We start from the raw sequence: 15,680 nt of genomic DNA, 5'->3' as shown, positions 1-15,680 counted from the left end.
CTCCTGCCGTAAATGAATCCTCCCCCGCCTTATGCCGATAGTAAAGGGTGTCCCCCGTAAGCGGGTATGGAGAGAGATATGACTCGCTCGGTTCGTTTCGCGTCGTTGATGGTGCTGGCCGCAGCGCTGTCTTTTGGCGCGCCGGCGAACGCGTTTTCCGCGGCCCGCGCGAATCTCGACCCTGCCCGGATGTTCGATCGCAACGCCGGTTCAATGATCTCGCTGACACCCGCGCAACGCCATGCCAGCACCTTTGCGGCGGCACTCTTTAACGTCACCGTTGCCGATTCGCTGACGCTTCCGGAGCCCGCGGCGCAAGCAGCTCCGGCCGTCGCGCACGTGAACTTCACGCTGCCCGTCCAGCACGGTACGTCAGCCGCGAGCAACGTTTCGGCGCAAGCGTTTGCAACGGCAGCTCCGCTTTACGCCGACGATGCGCCGCTGATTGCGCCGGCCATCGATCAACCGAACACAATTCCGTCGGTCGCAGCGACCTTGGCGCAGGACCAGCCGGTTCGGTTTGGAGCCTACCAGCCGTACCTCTACGTACCGACGCTGCAAGCGGTGAGCGCGACGATCGGCATGCCGATGCGCCTTGGCGGTCTGCACTTCACAAGCCAAATAGACAGCGCCGGCATGCAGACGCTTCACCCTGACGCGTTCCATGCGTTGCAGGTCTGCGGCACGACCGACCTGGCCGCGCCCTGCCCGTACCTGGCTGACTCGCGCGCGCAGCGCGTGGTGGCGCTGACGAACTTTAATCTGCGCGCGGGCAACAACCGGCTTGCGTTTCAATTTTCCGGCGGATTAGAACACATCGGGATCGCGCAGAATGCGGCGTTTCCGTACGTGCCCGTCGACCCCGATCCTGTTTTCGGCACGGATCGCGCCGGCAGCTTCGATCCGCAGTCTCCGCTGCTGTACTATCCAGGTTTGACGAACGTCGTTCAACATAGTGTGGGCGCGAAGCTGGCCGTACCGGTTACGCCGCGCGTGACCGTCGGACTGCAATTCGAACGTCAGCACTATCAGGGAGAGTACGGCACCCTGCTGTTCCCCGGCTTGGACGCGCAGAAGGACACGTACCTGGGCAACGTTACGTATCAGCTGCCCTACAGCTCGAGCGCGATCACGCTCTCCGCGCGCCAGAACCGCTATCAGGATTCACTGCTGCAAAACTTCAACCTGAACCAAACGCGGGCCGACCTGAACTTCACGGTGAAATTCTGACCGACGCGGCACGCCGCGCAGTCGTCTACACCATCCTCATCGCGGTCCTGACGGCTCTGGCCGTCGCGCTTGGCGCCGTGCAGTTGGCATCGGGCGCCATTTTTTCGCGCGCGGCCGCCCGGGCGTCGGTGCCCGCCAACCTTCACCCGGATCTCGGCATCCGGACGTACTCCGCGATCGAACGGGTCGCGCCGGCTCCATACGTTGAGTCGATGCTGGCACAGGCATTGCTGGATCGCGGTGATCTGCGACACGCGCAATCGCACGCCGAACGCTTACCGCCGTCGCCCGCGCGTGACGATTTGCTGGGCCGGATAGCGCAAGCCGGCGGCGATCAAGCCGCGGCCCAGCGATATTTTCTGGCCGCCAACGACGTCTTTGCCATTCGCGGCGAAGTCAGCCGGCTTGCTAAACACGATAAGGCGGGCGCCTACAATCTGGAGCTGCGTCTGACGCAGCGTCTGCAAGGCGCGGCCACGCATCCCGATGCGCTCGCCGATGCGTACTGGGAACTCGGCCGGTTGGCAGCGCAGCGTGGATATGCCGATCCCCGTCACCGGCGGGCGTGGTTTAAAACCGGTATGCACGATTACGTCGAAGCCGTAGCACTCGCGCCGTTTTCCGAGCGGTATTTGATCTACGCCGGCAGCCAAGCGCTCAACCTGAACGATCCGTCCCAAGCACGCGTCTATTTCAAACGCGCGGCCGATCAAAATCCGGCCAGCGCCGATGCATACGCCGGGTTGGGTGTATCGGCGTTTCGCTCGGGAGACACGGCCAAGGCGCGCGCGTACGCGCAACTCAGCCGCTCGTACGATCCGCATTCACATTTCTTGCACACGCTCGAAGCGCTGCTCAAATGATCGTTGCGCTGGATGCGCAGCTGACGCTGGGAACCGCAACGGGAATCGGCGAGTATGCGGCCGGCCTAGCCAACGCGCTGCGCGACCAAGGCACAACGATCGTCGAGCTGCGCGAACCGCGGCTGGACCCGTGGCGGTTCGACCGGCGCGTGCTCTGGGATCAGGTGCTGCTGCCGTTTCGCGCGCGGGCCAGCGGTGCGCATCTGCTGCACTGCGTCTCCGGCACGATGCCGGCATTCTCGGCGCTGCCGATGGTCGTTACCGTTCACGATGTTGCGTGGCTGAAGGTCCAGCGCCACACACCCGCCTACGCGCGCTACTATTTCGGCGCATTCGCACTGAAGCGCTATGGCGAAGCCAGAGCGATTGTAGTGGACGCCGATTTTTCGCGGCGGGAACTGCTCGCTGTCCTGCGCGTTCCGCCCGAGCGCGTCCACGTTGTCTATCCGGGCGTTGCTCCGGAGTTTACGAACCTGCACCGGGAGCCGCCCGGCGATGTGATCCTGGTGCCCGGCACGGTGGAACGGCGCAAGAATTTTGAAGTGCTCATCCGCGCGCTTCCGCTGATCGCTCCGCGCGTCCGCATCATTTCCGTCGGTCCGTTCACACCGTACCGCGATGAGTGTTTGCAATTGGCGCAGAGTCTCGGCGTGCGCGATCGCATTGAGTTCCACGGGTACGTCAGCCGCGCGGCGCTGGTCGATCTCTACGCGAAGTGCGCGCTGGTTGCCGTGCCGTCGCGCTATGAAGGCTTCGGTTATGCGGCCGCGCAGGCGCTGTGCGGCGGCGTTCCCGTACTCGTCTCGGACCAGTCGTCCTTGCCGGAGATCGCCGACGGCGACGCCGCTATCGTGCCCGTGGATGATCCCAAGGAATGGGCGCGCGCGATCGACGCGATAGTTAGCGATCCGTCAGCTGCGCAACTGCATAGCGGCAGCGTGCGCGCGCGTTCTATCGAACGTTTTTCATGGGCTCGCAGTGCCGCCCAAATGGAAGCGATTTACAAGACGATCTAGTAAATGGGAGACCCGGGCGCTCCCGGCGCCACGCTTCCATCATCCGGCGCGAAGATGAGACGGAGCGGATAGCTCGACCCGCTCTCCGGAATCGTCACGATCGTCACGCGCACGAAGCCGCGCGCCGGCACGACGTACTGCCGTATTTTGTAACGCGAGAACGCAGGCACGCCGTGCGACTGAATGAGGACGCCGTCGATGACGTACGTGCCGGTGGCGCGTCCGCCGCGCGGGTTTTCGTAGATCGCGATCGGTACCGGCCTGCTCGTCGGGTTCTGAACGCTGACAACGAAGCTTTGTTTGACGCCATAGTCGCCGGAGAGCGCTTCGCCTTGCATGACGTTCGGCAGCGGGATGTCTCCGATCGGCAACTCGAGGTATTCGTCGTTGACACTCCACGTGCGCGTGTAGTGAAATTCGGGAATTTGATAAACGCCGCGCGCGTGCCGCGCAGTCCCTTGCAGAAGATCGGTGCCGCTCAGCGGTTCGTCCGGAGAACTGGTTGCGTTTTGCGCGAACAACGTCAAGTGAACGGTCGTGCCGTTGAGCACGCGCAGCTGTAAGAGTCCGCAGACGATGGCGTTGGGCGGAAGGTCTTGCTGTGCGAGTTGGAGCGTCCCGTTCCCGGCGATTGCGATGATCCGGCCCTCGTTCTGCAACTGACGTTCGAGGAAGCGTTTGGTGGCGCTGTGTCCGACCTCCATCTCGTTCGGGCCGGGTCCGGCTTGCCCTGAGATAAACTGCAGCAGCGCCGGCTGCGCGGAACGGTTTTCCGCGCGCAGAACGACGCGCCGCGCCGGTTCGCCCAGCGGATTGAAATGAAAGTAGAGGAAGCGCGACGGCTGCGTCCGCTGCAGATCGGCCGCGAACAGAATTCCGTTTTCGGTTAAGCGCTCCGGAAAGTCGCTGACCATCAGCGAGTCGGGCAGAATCGCGGGCGCCGCCACGTTCTCGACGCGGACGTGCGTCGTGCCCTGCACGGTAAAGTATTGATCGCCCTGAATCAGCACCGGCACGTCGACGATAGCGATGTTGTCTTGCTGCAGCGGCTGCGTGACTTGAACGACGTCCGTCGTAACGATCGCCTGCGCGCCCGGGCGAACTTGCACCAGAGCTCCCGCTGCCGCAGTGGCTTCTTGTTTGATGAACTCCGGACTCGCGGGATCGCCGGTGATGCGAATCGAGGCGGCGTCGGCGATGCTGCCGGCATTAAATGCCACTCGCACGGGAATCTGCGCGCTGATGCCGCGCTGGTCCGTAACGGTGACGACCGCATTGCCGGGCGCCTTGCCGCTGAGCGTGACGATCTGCGTCGTTTGATCGACGGCCGCGTCGACGACGGACTTGTTGGAAACGGCGAGGGTGAGTTGGCCCAGCGCCGACATGACGCGCACGCTCTGTGTCGAGCCCACCGGAACTTGCGCCGACGCCGGAACCACGACGATGGGCGGCTGCGTGGGCAGCGCGGTGGGCGCGGCCGAGGGTGAAGCCGAGGGGCTGGGAGTGGGCGAGGGAAGCGGAGTCTGCGCGCGCGGTCCGGCGACGCACGCAAAGGCAATAGCGGCCGCGACTATCGCGGCGAGCAAAGCCCGCTTCACCACGTTTCGCCTAGGCGATTTTGGCTTCTTGGCGGCTCACCGATGAGGCGAGCAGCGTTTTGTAGCCTACATTTGGGAAGAGCACGGTAACCAAGTCTTTTTCGGCGCGCTCGACCGTGCCCTGTCCGAACTTGGGATGATGGACGATATCGGCGATGCGATAGGCTGTCTCGGCGGCCAGATCGCCGTTCCGGGCGGCGATGCGCACGCGCAAGCAGTTGTCGCACGCGCCGCAGTTGGCGCGGTCGAAGCCTTCGCCGAAATAGTTCAAGATGAAGCGGCGGCGGCAGGACGTCGACTCCGCGTAGTGCAGCATCATCGCCAGTTTGCTCTGATCGTACGACTTCTTCGTTTCGTAGCTGGCAAGATTCAGGAGCATCTCCCGCTTTTCGCGCGCCGCTGCGGTCAGCGCGTACTTCGAGCGGCTCGGCGTTTCGATGAAGCCGCCTTTTTTGAGCAGCGCCAGAATCACTTTGAGCTTGGTCAGCGGCAGCTGGAGAATCTTGCGCAGGTCCGTCATCGAGACGCCGCCCGTTTGGGCCGCGAAGATCTCGAGCGTTCCGAAGACTTTTTGCACCTCTTCGATGTCCGGATACTTGCCGGTGAGAAAATAATTCTGGACGCGCGTGTCGCTCATGCGGTAGATCAGGATGCAGCGGGACGGCAAGCCATCGCGCCCGGACCGCCCAGCTTCCTGCGTGTACGCTTCGACCGAACCGGGCAGATCGTAGTGCACGATGAAGCGGATGTTCGCTTTGTCGATTCCCAAGCCGAAGGCGTTGGTCGCCACGACCGCGCGAATGTGTTCGTCCATGAAAAGATTGTGGACCGACGTGCGATCGTGCTTCTGCAATTTGGAATGGTAGACCGCAGCCGGAATGTCGAGCTCGTCTTGCAGGTACGTCTGCACTTCCAGCGCGTTCTTGATCGTCGCCGTGTAGATGATGCCGGTGCCTTCGAGCTCGTCGTTCAGAAAGAGATTGCGCAGGATCTTGAGTTTGTCGCTCTCTTTTTCGGCGCGCCGCACCTCATAGATCAAGTTCGGCCGGTCGAAACCGCGCACGATGGGTTTGACGTCGGGAATTCCCAACTGGTGCAGGATGTCTTCGCGAACGGACGGCGTCGCGGTGGCCGTGAGCGCGAGAACCGTCGGATGGCCGAGGCGCGCGATGACGCCGCCCAGCGCCAAATAGGCCGGCCGGAAGTCGTGTCCCCACTGACTGATGCAGTGCGCTTCGTCAACCACGAAGAGCGGCACGTCGAGCTCGTGCAAAAGCTTTAAGAAAATCTCGTCTTCGAGTTTTTCGGGCGTCACGAAGACGATCTTCACTGTCTTGCTGCGCACGCGCGCGATCGCCGCGGCCTCTTGATCCTCGGAAAGCGTCGAGTTGAGGGCGACGACTTCGGTGATGCCGAGTTGGCGCAGCATGTCCAGCTGGTCTTTCATCAGCGCGATCAGCGGGCTGACGACGACGGTGGTTCCCGGGAGCAGCAATGCAGGCAGCTGGTAGGTTAGGCTCTTGCCTGCGCCGGTAGCCAAAATAGCCAGGGTGTCTTTACCGGACAGAATCCGGCTGATGACCTCCTCCTGGCCCGATTGGAACTCTTCGAAGCCGAACTTCTCCCGAAGCGCGGCTCGCAGATCGATCAATTCCGCCCCTTATAAAAGCAAAAGAAACTGCGCCGTCAACGTCTATACCCGGCGGCAGGCGCGCCGAAACGCCAAAAAGTACTTGTGGGGGTGTCCCTTTATCGCGACTACAGGCCGAAGAGTTTCGCGGAACTGGTCGGTCAGGAAGCCGTCGTCCGGACGCTGACGAGCGCCATCGCGAGCGGGAAGCTGGCCCACGCCTACCTGTTCTCCGGACCGCGCGGATCGGGCAAGACGTCGGCGGCCAAAATTCTGGCGCGCTGCATCGACTGCATTCACGGACCGACGGCGACGCCCGACAACACCTGCGAGAACTGCCGCGCGATCTTGGCGGGCACCGCGCTCGACGTCCTGGAGATCGACGCCGCCAGCAATCGCGGGATCGACGAAATTCGCGCGTTGCGCGACGCGGTGAAGTTCGCGCCCTCGTCCATGCGCATGAAAGTCTACATCATCGACGAGGCGCACATGCTCACCAAAGAGGGCGCCAACGCTTTTTTAAAAACGCTGGAGGAGCCGCCGCCGCACGCGGTCTTCATCTTGGCAACCACCGAGCCCGAGAAGCTGCCCTTAACCATTCTGTCGCGCTGCCAGCGGTATGCATTCCGGCGGATTGCGATTCCGGTGATGATCGAGCGCATGCGCGAGATCGCGGCCGCCGAGAAGATGTCGATCGACGACGAAGCGCTCTCGGCCATCGCGTATCGCGCCGACGGTGGATTGCGCGACGCGCTGACGATGCTCGAGCAGGCCGCCGCGTTCGCGGATGGCTCGATTACCGCCGCGACGGTCGAGCTGGCGTTCGGCGCCAGCGGCCGCAGCTACGCGCGCACGCTGCTCGATCGGGCGATCGCGAAAGACGCCTCGGGCATCCTCAAGACGATCGACGACGCCAGCGACGCCGGCACCGACATGCAGGTGCTGATTCGCGGATTGATCGCCGAATTTCGCAACCTGATCGTGGCGCGCATCGATCCCGAACTGCTGACGCGCGACTTGGCGCCCGACGACGCGCAAGCGGCAACGCAGCGAAGCCGCGAGCTGACGCAGGCGCAGATCGTGCGCGCGCTGCGAATGTTGGCGGAGGCACTGTCGGCGGTCCGGTCGAGCGGCAATCCGCGGCTCGAGTTGGAGACGGCGTTGCTGCGATTTGCGCTGGCCGCCGAAGATCCGACTTTGGATGCGATCTCGGCGCGCGTGAGTGCGCTCGAGGAACGTCCGGCCACGCGCGAGCAAAAACCGGCCGAGTCCAAACCCGAAGCGAAACCGGCCGAACCAAAAGCAGTGCAAGCGAAACCGGCGCCCGCCTCCAAACCCGCGGCTTCGAACGGGCCCGTGACGATTCAAAAAGTGAGATCGGCGTGGCAGTCGATCCGTACGCGCATCGAAGGCGAGCGGCAGTCGTTGCGGACGCAACTTTCGCGCGCCCAGCCCGATTCAATTGAAGGGAACGCGCTGGTGATCGCGCTGCCGAACGCCGTGCTGGCGGAGACGCTCAAGGACAACGTCAAGATGATCGAAGACGCGATCGCGGAAGTGCTCGGCACGCCGTTGCGCGCGCGCTTCAAAGTCGAGGCAGGCGCCGGAAAGAATGCGCCGCCGGTGCCGCAGGCGGACGATCCCGACGAACTCCTCTCCTATATAAATGAAAGAATGACGTGAACCAAGCCAACTTAATGGCGCAGATGCGCAAGATGCAGCAAGAGATGACCAAGGCGCAGGAGGAGCTGGCGAGCACCGTCGTCACCGGGACGGCAGCTGGCGAGGCGGTCAAGGTCGAGATGACGTGCGATCATCGCGTCAAGGCGGTCAAGATCGCACCCGAAGCAATCGATCCGGCCGATGCGGAGACGCTCGAAGATTTGATCGTTGTCGCCGTCAACGATGCGCTGAAGAAAGCCGACGAAACGGCGCAAGCGCGCATGAGCCGCGTCACCGGCGGCCTGCACATTCCCGGACTCTCCTAGAGTACGTGCCCTCACCTGGAAGCATCGCCGGCCCGGTCCAGGCCCTGATCAACGAATTCAGCAAACTTCCGACGATCGGTCCGAAGACCGCTGCGCGGCTGGTGTTCTATTTGCTCAACCGTCCGCGTAACGAAGCGCAATCGCTGGCTGAGGCGATCTTGTCGGTCAAGGATCGCGTTCAACTCTGTTCGACGTGCTTTTCAATCACGGAGGAAGACCCGTGCCCGATCTGCAGCGACGACCGGCGCGACTCCAAAATGATCTGCGTGGTCGCCGAAGCCAAAGACATCTACGCGCTCGAACGCACCGGCGTCTATAAAGGGCATTATCACGTGCTGGGCGGGCTGATCTCGCCGATGGACGGCGTCGGTCCCGCGCAACTGCACGTCAAAGAGCTCGTCGACCGCATCGGAAAAGAAGAGCCGCGCGAGATCATTTTGGCGACGAATCCGAATGCCGAAGGCGAAGCCACCGCACTCTACATCTCGCGCTTGCTTACTCCATTGGTTGCATCGGTCACCAGGCTAGCCTACGGATTGCCCATCGGCGGCGATCTCGACTATGCGGATGAGGTGACGCTGGCCAAAGCCATCGAAGGCCGCCGCACGCTCTAGCCGGAAGTTTGGGGTGTGCACGCGCTGCCCCAAACCGGAGTGCTGACTTTTCTTTTTACCGACATCGAAGGCAGCACAACTCGCTGGGATCGCGCGCCCGAAGCCATGGCCGGAGCGCTCGCGGCGCACGATGCGATCCTGTCCGGTACGATCGAAGCCCAGAGCGGAAGCGTTTTTAAACGCGTCGGCGATGCGTTCTGCTGCGTCTTCGCATCACCGGAACGCGCCGCGATGGCGGCGGTCGACGTGCAGCGCAAGCTTGCGGAAGAGCGATGGGACAGCGCGGTGGGCGAGCTGCGCGTGCGGATCGGATTGCACACCGGCAGCGCGCTGGAGTCCGACGACGATTACTTCGGCCCGGCGCTCAACCGCGTTGCACGCTTAATGTCGGCCGGTCACGGCGGACAGATACTGCTCTCGGCGGCTACCGCAACGCTTGTGCGCGGCGAGTTGCCGCCGGATCTCGAGTGCCGCAGTTTGGGAACGCACCGCCTGCGCGATCTCGCCGAACCCGAAACGATCTTTCAGCTCACTGCGCCGGATCTGCAAAAAGATTTTCCGGCGCTGCGAACCCTCGACGCGCGTCCCAACAACCTGCCGTTGGAACTTTCGAGTTTCGTTGGACGCGAATCCGAGCTGCGTGAATTGCGCGAACTGGTGGCGCAGCACCGGCTGGTGACGTTGTGTGGTCCCGGCGGCATTGGAAAGACGCGCCTGGCGCTGCAGCTCGGCGCGGAACTGCTCGACGACTTCAATGACGGCGTCTGGTTTGTTGCGCTAGCATCCACCTCGGATCCAAAACTCATCGCGCAAACGATTGCATCGGCGCTCGGCATCGGTGAGGCGGCAGGCGAACCGATCGAGGCGACGCTCCTGCGGCAGCTAGCAGCCCAGCGCCTCTTGCTCGTGCTCGACAACGCCGAACACTTGTTGCCCGCGATCGCAAAGACGGTAAAATTGATTCTCGATCGGGCGAAGGATGTGAGCATCGTCACGAGCACGCAGGAGTCGCTGCACGTCCGCGGCGAGCGCGTGTACCGTTTGGGTCCGTTCGATGAAGCCGACGCCGAGCGGCTCTTCATAGAGCGCGCACAGGCGATCGCGCACGCTTTTGTGCCGAGCACGGGGGACTATGAAGACTTCGCCGCGATCTCGCGCGCGCTGCAAGGTATCCCGCTCGCCATCGAACTCGCGGCCGCGCGGCTTTCGACGTTATCGCTGCGTCAAATCCGGGAGCGCTTGGGAGATCAACTCGCCCTGCTCCGAACGTCGGCGGCGGAGGACGATCGCCACAAAACGTTGCGTGAGACGATTGCTTGGAGCTACGAACTGCTGGACGATGCGGAACGAAAACTGCTCGGCGAGCTCTCGGTCTTTGTCGGCGGCTTCTCACTCGAGGCGTGCGAGACTGTAGCTTCATCAACGCGAGGAACCGCGGTGCTCGACATCCTCGAGGAACTTGTGGACAAATCGTTCTTGGCGGTGCAGCGCGCCGATGCCGGAACGCGGTATCGTATGCTGGAGGTCATTCGCGAATATGCCGGCGAGCAAAGCGAGGCGGCGGTGCTGGCCGCGGCCCGTGCAAGGCATTTTGAACTATTTGCCGCGCTCGCGACAAAGGGAAGCGGCCCACTGCTGCATGAAGCGCTCGGCAATTGGCTCGACGCCGTCGACGGCGACGCGGCAAACGTTCGCGCCGCGCTCGTTTACGGCTTTGAAAACACGGGCCCGGAACTCGGGCAGATGCTCCTCGGCATGTTCCGTTACTGGTATATCCGCCGGACCGTCAAGGAAGGGCGCAGGTGGCTGCAGCGTTACATCGACGCTGCCGGGCCGGAAGATACGATTCTCGCCGGCATTCTGCGGCGCGCGGCGACGTTTGCAAGCATCGAAGGTGCATACGACGCCGCGGATTCGCTGGCCAAGCGCTCTCTCACGATCTACCATGAAGCCAAGGACCAGCCGGGCGTTCTCGAAGCGCTGCACGCTCTGGCCGTCAACGAGAACCGGCGGGGTAACTATTCAGGGGCCGAGCGCTTGTATAGCGATATCGCAGTGCGCTGCACGGAGGCCGGACAAGAACGCGCCGCGGTCAGCTCGAGCACGAACTGCGCGGCGATCAAACTCCAGCGCGGCGATCTCGACGCCGCGGAGTTGCTGCTCTCGGAATGCCGCACGCGAGCGGAGCGCTTGGGCGACGAGGATGTTTGCGCGACGGTCATAGCGACGCTCGGAACTCTCGCGTATAAACGCGGCGATTGGGAGCAAGCGAAGAAGTGTTTCACAACGGCTCTCGCCACCAAGCGCAAAATAAAAAACGAATTCGGCATTGCCGAAATCTTGGCAGCTATGGCTGTTCTGGAGAATCGAAACGATTGTTCGGAAGCTCGATCCTTGGCGGGCGAGAGCTTGCACATCGCATTACGTCTCGATGCGCTCGAATTGATCGTGAACTCTTTGGAAGCCTGCGCCGCGGTTGCCCTTTGCCAAAAGGACGTCGACGGCGCCAAGGATGCCTTCGCGCTGAGCTTGGCGATGCGCCGCGTTCACTCGCTCCGCGAAATGCCCGGACTCGATCGCGATCGAGTCGATGGCGAGCTGCGAGAGCGCTACGGACGCGAGCTGGACGAAAGCGTAACGCTAGTCTTGAGCGGTAATCTAAAGACGACTGCTCAAGCGCTGTCGCAAAGGTTCGGCGAGCGATCCGAGGTGAGCGTTACCTAGCGTTACTTGACGAAAACGTAAATCGTTCCGCCCAACGGCTTGGGCACGAGAGCCTTCGAATTCCCGTGGTGATTCTGATTTTCGTCGAACCCCGCCACCGAAGCGTTTGCCGCGGTAAAGAGTAAGGTCCACGGAGCGGTAGGCCGCGGAGTGCCGCCACCACCGTTGCCTGGTGCCGGCGCCCAAATCCTGACGGCACTGAATTCCGTCGCGCCCTTTTTCCTTGCGGCTGTATTTTCAGCCATTTTCTCAACGCTGCTGAGATTGTCGCCGTAACTGAGGTCGATCGGAAAGCAGCATGCTTCTGCGCGCCCTTCGAGCGCCCCGATTAGCAGCGCCGTGAGTGCCGCCGTTCCACCACCCTTCAAAAGGGTACCGCGATCTATTGTAGCCGGCATTTTTTTCACAGCGAAAACTCCTTATCATCAAAAAGAGAAGTGCCATGAAACCTTAGCCGGGTCGGGGTAAAGCCCTGCGGGGTAGCCCTACGTCTAACGCCTGAGGAGAAAAGCTAACAATCTGATCCGATCATATACAAGGCCAATTAAAGGGGACTACACTTGCGGCACATTACTCACTCTTTAAAGGAGATCCATATGGTTGACGGTGTGATCATCGTTCTCACAGCATTGTTCGGTAGCTCGGGTGGCGGCAGCGTCGCCTGTTGCGATCCCATCGATCTGACCTAGTTCCAATCTCATAAGAAACGGCCGACGGTAGGCTCTGCGGGCGGCCTGTCGCCGGCCGTTTTTTCATGGAGTATTTCTGGCGCCTGAAGTCAAAAAAGTTGCCGAGAACGCACGCTTTGTGCTACAAAGTAAGGACATGACCGACTTAGAACGGGCGTTGGCGGATATCGCCGAGGTGCGCGAACGCCTCGGGCACGTGCAGCGCTTCAAAGGCTACTCCGGTTTGGCCGCGGCGGTTTCGGGCGCGTTCGCACTGGCGTCCGGCGTCGTTCAGTGGCTGCTCGTTCCGGCCGTGCGCACGTCGCACGACGGACATCTGTATTTCGCAATTTGGTTCGCGTGCTGCGCCGCCGCCATGATCGTGAACTATGGCGCGATCGCGCACTGGTACGTCAACGATGCGACCGCACGCGAGCGGTGGCAAACCGCGACCGTCGGCTTTGCGATCTTGCCGGCGCTTATTCTGGGAGCCGCGCTTTCCTTCGCATTGCTGCGTGCCGACCTCTTCGCGCTCCTACCCGCAGTGTGGTACGGATGCTACGGCGTTGGATTGCTGGCATCGTACACGATGCTCCCGCGCGCCGTCTTACCGATCTCAGTGGCGTTCTTGGCTGCCGGTGCCGGTTTGCTGTTTGTGCCGCACGATCTGGCGCTCGCTCCGGCCACGCTCGCGATCGGGTTCGGCGCGGGACAGATCGCGATCGGTATCCTGGTCATGCGCGATCGTGAAGGGAGAGCGGTATGACGCAATTCGCTTTGAGCGCGCTCGACCGAGTCTTTCACGAGCGGGGAAGGCTGGCGATCTGCAGCGCGCTGATCGCGCACCCGGAAGGCATCTCGTTCACACAGCTGCAGGAAGCGTGCGACTTGACCGACGGCAATCTGAACCGTCATTTACATGCGCTCGCCGAGATGGGCATCGTCGACATGCGGCGCATCACGGGGAAGGGCCGCCCGCAGACGGTCGTGCGCATAACGCGCGCAGGCCGCGAGCGTTTTTTGGATTACATCGACGCGCTTGAGTCGGTAGTTCGCGACGTTCAGCGCGCGCGCAAGCGTAAAGCGTCGCCCGCGCGGACGACGCCGGCCAGCTCCACGTCGCAGTAAACGCCGAGCACGCTGTCGCGCTCCTGCGCGACATAGCGTAAAACTTCGGGATCGGCTTCGCCGGTTTCTACGTCGTACGTGGTCGTTACGCAGCGTTTATCCGATTCGGACACGCGCAAGATTGCTGTTCCGGCTTCGATGAGCGCGCCGTTAAGATCGCTTTCGCTGAACTGAAAATCTTCAGCGGCGTGAGCAAAGAGATTCGGCCGCCAGCGCCTGAAGTCGAGGGGACGGCCGAGGGCGGCGGAGACTTCCTCCACCCAGCGATCGAAGAGCAATGAAACCGGTGCGGCGTCGAAAAAGTGGTCGCCGCGGCGAAGCTCGACCGTAACGCCGCCGGCTTTCGCCAACTCCGCCGCTTCGCGCGGATCGCTCGTCAAGTGCAGCAGATTGTGTTCTTTGCCGCGGTACGTCTTGCCGGTTCGCGCGTGACCCGCTGTAACGAAGAGCGCCGCGGCGCGGTCGCCGGGGATCCCGTCCGCGTCGATCGTCACCTCATTCAATGATTCACCGGCCAAACTCTTGACGGGATAGCGGTAAATGGCGTGAACGTGTCCGAGCAGCTGCATCGTGCTTTCATTACCATAGGACCGCGTTCAAACCCTCAAGAAGGGCGGCCCATGAGCATGGCGGGTGACCCGCTGCCGCTGCGGCCATTGGGCATCGGAGAAATCTTCGATCGCGCCGTGACGCTTTACGTCCGCTACTTCGTGCCGATCGCACTCATTACGATCGTTATTGTATTGCCATTAACCGTCGTTCAGTATTTTCAGTCCGGCAGCAGCATTGCGGCATACCAACAGATGGGTGCGGTCATCGCGCAAGCGAATCACCCGGGACGCAATCCCAAGGTCCCGCAGATCACAAACGACCAAATTCCGGGATGGATCTGGTTGGCGGCCCTGGTTTCGATCATCTTGTTGCCGTTCTCCTCAGTGGCCATTGGCGTGGCTCTGGCGCGCGTTTACGAAGGATCGTATCCCGATTGGCGCCAGTGTTATGCGGCCGTTTTTCGACGATGGGGTCCGATGCTAGGCACGCTTTTCCTAAGCGTCGTCATCTTTGCGGCATTCGTTATAGTCGGGTTCATCGGGTATTTCGTCCTGATCTTGCTGACGATTTTCTCCCTGCGCGCGGGAGTCGGTTTCGGTATCGCGTTCGGCGTGCTTACGCTGCTGTTCATTATCGTGTGGCTCGTGTCCTTAGCGGTCGCTCAGCTCACGATCGCCTGCGCCCTCTTCTCGGTGGTCTTGGAAGGATTGGGTTTTGCCGAGGCTATTGGGCGCGCATTCTCCCGGCTCTTCAATCGTCGCGAATTCTGGCGAGCGGTGGTAACGAGCTTGGCGATCGGCGCGATCTATTTGGGCCTCTCGATGCTCGCACTAGCCGTGACGCTGGCCGCCTACTTTCTCGTGCACAGTCCACTGTTGGCGGCGGCTGCAAATGGTCTGGTGACCTTCGTGCATATCTCGCTGCTTACGCTGCTGGCGGCAGTATACTATTTTGACGTGCGCGTGCGGCGCGAAGGAATGGACATTCAGGAAGAATTGGCGCAGCTCGAACCCCGATCTCCATGAGCGCGGCGCCGGTTTTGGTTCCCCGGCTGCCGCCGATCGATCCCAGCGTCCTCGCACGCAAGATTCTTTTGGAAGATCGATTTCGCGTCGCGATTCCGACAACGCATCGCACCGCCTGGGAGATATTTTGGACGTGGGTGCGCGACCAATGGAGCCGCTTGTCCGACGTGCTCTTTTCGCACGTGCAAGTGGGCAGACAGACCGGCGTCGCTCTCGGATATCTCCTCGTGATTGCGCTTGTGGTAATTATCCTTATCGTCGGCGCCAGGCTGATGGCCGGAGCCGTGCGCGACGCGCAGCGCGCCGGCCGGTCGCAACCGCTCGCCGATACTCCCGATTTCGAATCGCTCTACGAGCGCAGTTGTTTAGCCGCGTTACGCGGTGATTATCGCGCCGCGATCGCGCTCATCTTTTGGGCCGCGCTGCTCAAACTGGAACGCATGGGAGTCATTTGGCCCGATCCCAGCCGAACCGTGAACGAATGCCGGCGGGCGGTGGCGCGAGGAGCTCCGGCAGCTGCGCCGGAGTTCGACAAGATTGCCAGGTCCTTTACGGCGGCATTCTATGCCGAGCGTGCGGTTGCGCCCGAACAATGGGAGAGCGCGCGCGACGGGTTCATGGCGCTCAATGCCTAGACGCTCATT

The 15,680-nt window shown here is 62.1% G+C and carries 15 protein-coding genes; 11 read left to right on the top strand and 4 right to left on the bottom strand.

Features of this window, described 5'->3' with window-relative positions; genetic code table 11:
- Positions 1-78 precede the first annotated feature (78 nt).
- From VFO29_11100 to VFO29_11090, 3 genes are all read left to right on the top strand, one after another.
- The gene (locus VFO29_11100; GenBank protein HET9394050.1) at positions 79-1,230 is read left to right on the top strand and encodes a hypothetical protein; all 1,152 of its coding nucleotides are present in this window, start codon (positions 79-81) and stop codon (positions 1,228-1,230) included.
- Positions 1,231-1,307: 77 nt separating this feature from the next.
- On the top strand, positions 1,308-2,093 hold the full coding sequence (locus VFO29_11095) for a tetratricopeptide repeat protein (protein ID HET9394049.1): 786 nt from the start codon (positions 1,308-1,310) through the stop codon (positions 2,091-2,093).
- On the top strand, positions 2,090-3,109 hold the full coding sequence (locus VFO29_11090) for a glycosyltransferase family 1 protein (protein ID HET9394048.1): 1,020 nt from the start codon (positions 2,090-2,092) through the stop codon (positions 3,107-3,109). Before VFO29_11095 ends, VFO29_11090 begins: the two co-directional genes overlap by 4 nt.
- Here the strand turns inward: VFO29_11090 and VFO29_11085 are convergent.
- Both VFO29_11085 and VFO29_11080 read right to left on the bottom strand, forming a co-directional pair.
- A complete protein-coding gene (locus VFO29_11085; GenBank protein ID HET9394047.1) occupies positions 3,106-4,710 on the bottom strand; it encodes a hypothetical protein in 1,605 nt (534 codons plus the stop codon). The two genes, VFO29_11090 and VFO29_11085, sit on opposite strands and share 4 nt — an antisense overlap.
- A 7-nt stretch (positions 4,711-4,717) precedes the next feature.
- Complete coding sequence (locus tag VFO29_11080; GenBank protein ID HET9394046.1) at positions 4,718-6,358, bottom strand: RecQ family ATP-dependent DNA helicase; 1,641 nt, start codon at positions 6,356-6,358, stop codon at positions 4,718-4,720.
- Between the two features lie 90 nt (positions 6,359-6,448).
- Between VFO29_11080 and dnaX the strand changes: the two genes are divergently transcribed.
- The 4 genes from dnaX to VFO29_11060 are packed head-to-tail and all read left to right on the top strand — an operon-like array spanning position 6,449 to position 11,663.
- The gene (gene dnaX / locus VFO29_11075) at positions 6,449-8,020 is read left to right on the top strand and encodes a DNA polymerase III subunit gamma/tau (GenBank protein ID HET9394045.1); all 1,572 of its coding nucleotides are present in this window, start codon (positions 6,449-6,451) and stop codon (positions 8,018-8,020) included.
- Complete coding sequence (locus VFO29_11070) at positions 8,017-8,325, top strand: YbaB/EbfC family nucleoid-associated protein (GenBank protein HET9394044.1); 309 nt, start codon at positions 8,017-8,019, stop codon at positions 8,323-8,325. The genes dnaX and VFO29_11070 overlap by 4 nt, the downstream gene beginning before the upstream one ends.
- A gap of 5 nt (positions 8,326-8,330) precedes the next feature.
- A complete protein-coding gene (gene recR, locus VFO29_11065; GenBank protein ID HET9394043.1) occupies positions 8,331-8,939 on the top strand; it encodes a recombination mediator RecR in 609 nt (202 codons plus the stop codon).
- Between the two features lie 15 nt (positions 8,940-8,954).
- Entirely contained in the window at positions 8,955-11,663 is a 2,709-nt protein-coding gene (locus VFO29_11060; GenBank protein HET9394042.1) for an adenylate/guanylate cyclase domain-containing protein, read from the top strand.
- A gap of 2 nt (positions 11,664-11,665) precedes the next feature.
- Here the strand turns inward: VFO29_11060 and VFO29_11055 are convergent, their stop codons facing one another.
- Complete coding sequence (locus tag VFO29_11055; GenBank protein ID HET9394041.1) at positions 11,666-12,061, bottom strand: hypothetical protein; 396 nt, start codon at positions 12,059-12,061, stop codon at positions 11,666-11,668.
- A gap of 427 nt (positions 12,062-12,488) precedes the next feature.
- Between VFO29_11055 and VFO29_11050 the strand changes: the two genes are divergently transcribed.
- Both VFO29_11050 and VFO29_11045 read left to right on the top strand, forming a co-directional pair.
- Positions 12,489-13,097 (top strand): hypothetical protein, encoded by a 609-nt coding sequence (locus tag VFO29_11050; GenBank protein HET9394040.1) that lies wholly within the window; start codon positions 12,489-12,491, stop codon positions 13,095-13,097.
- Positions 13,094-13,459 carry a transcriptional regulator gene (locus tag VFO29_11045; GenBank protein HET9394039.1) on the top strand — a complete coding sequence of 122 codons (366 nt, stop codon included), beginning with the start codon at positions 13,094-13,096 and terminating at the stop codon, positions 13,457-13,459. Before VFO29_11050 ends, VFO29_11045 begins: the two co-directional genes overlap by 4 nt.
- Here VFO29_11045 and VFO29_11040 read toward each other — a convergent pair.
- The gene (locus VFO29_11040; GenBank protein ID HET9394038.1) at positions 13,393-14,028 is read right to left on the bottom strand and encodes an MOSC N-terminal beta barrel domain-containing protein; all 636 of its coding nucleotides are present in this window, start codon (positions 14,026-14,028) and stop codon (positions 13,393-13,395) included. The genes VFO29_11045 and VFO29_11040 overlap by 67 nt on opposite strands.
- Positions 14,029-14,079: 51 nt before the next feature.
- Here VFO29_11040 and VFO29_11035 point away from each other — a divergent pair, with 51 nt between their 5' ends.
- The gene (locus VFO29_11035; protein HET9394037.1) at positions 14,080-15,036 is read left to right on the top strand and encodes a hypothetical protein; all 957 of its coding nucleotides are present in this window, start codon (positions 14,080-14,082) and stop codon (positions 15,034-15,036) included.
- Positions 15,033-15,671 (top strand): DUF4129 domain-containing protein, encoded by a 639-nt coding sequence (locus VFO29_11030; GenBank protein ID HET9394036.1) that lies wholly within the window; start codon positions 15,033-15,035, stop codon positions 15,669-15,671. The genes VFO29_11035 and VFO29_11030 overlap by 4 nt, the downstream gene beginning before the upstream one ends.
- Positions 15,672-15,680: the final 9 nt, after the last annotated feature.

It is taken from the genome of Candidatus Rubrimentiphilum sp. (assembly GCA_035710515.1).
Taxonomy (GTDB): Bacteria; Vulcanimicrobiota; Vulcanimicrobiia; order Vulcanimicrobiales; family Vulcanimicrobiaceae; genus Rubrimentiphilum.
This window is presented reverse-complemented; position numbering and strand designations above follow the sequence as displayed.

Coding starts and splice junctions, on each gene's coding strand:
- VFO29_11030 (HET9394036.1), top strand. CDS start 15,033: ATGAGCGCGGCGCCGGTTTTGGTTCCCCGGCTGCCGCCGATCGATCCC.
- VFO29_11100 (HET9394050.1), top strand. CDS start 79: ATGACTCGCTCGGTTCGTTTCGCGTCGTTGATGGTGCTGGCCGCAGCG.
- VFO29_11040 (HET9394038.1), bottom strand. CDS start 14,028: ATGCAGCTGCTCGGACACGTTCACGCCATTTACCGCTATCCCGTCAAG.
- VFO29_11045 (HET9394039.1), top strand. CDS start 13,094: ATGACGCAATTCGCTTTGAGCGCGCTCGACCGAGTCTTTCACGAGCGG.
- VFO29_11035 (HET9394037.1), top strand. CDS start 14,080: ATGAGCATGGCGGGTGACCCGCTGCCGCTGCGGCCATTGGGCATCGGA.
- VFO29_11055 (HET9394041.1), bottom strand. CDS start 12,061: ATGCCGGCTACAATAGATCGCGGTACCCTTTTGAAGGGTGGTGGAACG.
- VFO29_11090 (HET9394048.1), top strand. CDS start 2,090: ATGATCGTTGCGCTGGATGCGCAGCTGACGCTGGGAACCGCAACGGGA.
- VFO29_11050 (HET9394040.1), top strand. CDS start 12,489: ATGACCGACTTAGAACGGGCGTTGGCGGATATCGCCGAGGTGCGCGAA.